Raw genomic sequence first — 1,580 nt, forward strand, 5'->3', positions numbered from 1 at the left:
TAACAGCCTGACGATAACCTACTTTCACACTGGTTGCAGCACTATCATCGGCGCAAAGTCGTTTCACGGTCCTGTTCGGGATGGGAAGGGGTGGGACCGACTTGCTATGGTCATCAGGCATGACTTGTACGATCGATTGCTCTCGATGGAGCAGCAATCGATCTCAATCCGGAAGAAGTAAAGCGAGGGTAACTCTCATCAAAGAGTAAATGCACTGTAACCGTCAAGGTTATAGGGACAAGCCGTACGGGCAATTAGTATCAGTTAGCTTAATGCATTACTGCACTTCCACACCTGACCTATCAACGTCCTGGTCTCGAACGACCCTTCAAGGAGCTCAAGGCTCCGGGAAATCTCATCTCAAGGCAAGTTTCCCGCTTAGATGCTTTCAGCGGTTATCTCTTCCGAACTTAGCTACCCGGCAATGCCACTGGCGTGACAACCGGTACACCAGAGGTTCGTCCACTCCGGTCCTCTCGTACTAGGAGCAGCCCCCTTCAAATTTCCAACGCCCACGGCAGATAGGGACCAAACTGTCTCACGACGTTTTAAACCCAGCTCACGTACCACTTTAAATGGCGAACAGCCATACCCTTGGGACCGGCTACAGCCCCAGGATGTGATGAGCCGACATCGAGGTGCCAAACTCCCCCGTCGATATGAACTCTTGGGAGGAATCAGCCTGTTATCCCCAGAGTACCTTTTATCCGTTGAGCGATGGCCCTTCCATACAGAACCACCGGATCACTATGTCCTACTTTCGTACCTGCTCGACTTGTCGGTCTCGCAGTTAAGCACGCTTATGCCATTGCACTATTAGCACGATGTCCGACCGTACCTAGCGTACCTTCGAACTCCTCCGTTACACTTTAGGAGGAGACCGCCCCAGTCAAACTGCCTACCATGCACTGTCCCCGATCCGGATAACGGACCAAGGTTAGAACCTCAAACAAACCAGGGTGGTATTTCAAGGTTGGCTCCACGAGAACTGGCGTCCCCGCTTCAAAGCCTCCCACCTATCCTACACAGATTGGTTCAAAGTCCAATGCAAAGCTACAGTAAAGGTTCATGGGGTCTTTCCGTCTAGCCGCGGGTAGATTGCATCATCACAAACACTTCAACTTCGCTGAGTCTCGGGAGGAGACAGTGTGGCCATCGTTACGCCATTCGTGCAGGTCGGAACTTACCCGACAAGGAATTTCGCTACCTTAGGACCGTTATAGTTACGGCCGCCGTTTACTGGGACTTCAATCAAGAGCTTGCACCCCATCATTTAATCTTCCAGCACCGGGCAGGCGTCACACCCTATACGTCCACTTTCGTGTTTGCAGAGTGCTGTGTTTTTATTAAACAGTCGCAGCCACCATTTTATTGCAACCCTGTCACCCTTCCACAGTAAAGTGGTCAAGCTACTGGGGCGTACCTTTTCCCGAAGTTACGGTACCAATTTGCCGAGTTCCTTCTCCCGAGTTCTCTCAAGCGCCTTAGAATACTCATCTCGCCCACCTGTGTCGGTTTGCGGTACGGTCTCGTATGACTGAAGCTTAGAGGCTTTTCTTGGAACCACTTCCGATTGCTTC

At 51.4% G+C, this 1,580-nt stretch carries 2 rRNA genes; both read right to left on the bottom strand.

Annotated features, from left to right (window positions below):
- Positions 1–5 precede the first annotated feature (5 nt).
- Positions 6–118, bottom strand: a 5S ribosomal RNA gene (gene rrf / locus ACY34H_RS30010).
- Between the two features lie 115 nt (positions 119–233).
- A 23S ribosomal RNA gene (locus ACY34H_RS30015) occupies positions 234–1,580 on the bottom strand; the annotation flags it as partial.

The sequence above is a fragment of the Pseudoduganella sp. jia 9 genome (genome assembly GCF_055502615.1).